The organism is Salinarimonas soli (assembly GCF_008386575.1).
Lineage (GTDB): Bacteria > Pseudomonadota > Alphaproteobacteria > Rhizobiales > Beijerinckiaceae > Salinarimonas_A > Salinarimonas_A soli.
Map to the genome: position 1 here is coordinate 1 of NZ_VUOA01000088.1, position 305 is coordinate 305.

1 protein-coding gene is annotated in these 305 nt (G+C 72.5%); it reads right to left on the reverse strand.

Annotation, left to right across the window (positions count from 1 at the left end; translation table 11 throughout):
• The coding region (locus F0L46_RS25345; protein ID WP_149822391.1) for an ATP-binding cassette domain-containing protein at nucleotides 1–305 on the reverse strand (305 nt) is incomplete at both ends.

A 305-nucleotide genomic window follows, 5' to 3' on the forward strand; every position in this document is an offset into this window, starting at 1 on the left:
CGCCGGCGAGCACCAGGGGCAGCGCCACGTTCTCGAGCGCCGTCATGGGCGGCACGAGGTGGAAGCGCTGGAAGACGATGCCGATGCGCCGCCCGCGAAAACGCGCCAGCGCGTCCTCGTCGAGCCCCGACAGGTCGCGTCCGTCGACGACGATCCGCCCCGAATCCGGACGCTCCAGGCCCGCCATGGTCATGAGCAGCGTCGATTTGCCCGAGCCCGACGGCCCCACCAGCCCCACGGCCTCGCCCCGCTCGATATCGAGGGAGATGCCCTTGAGGATGTGCACGCGGGCGGCGCCCCTGCCG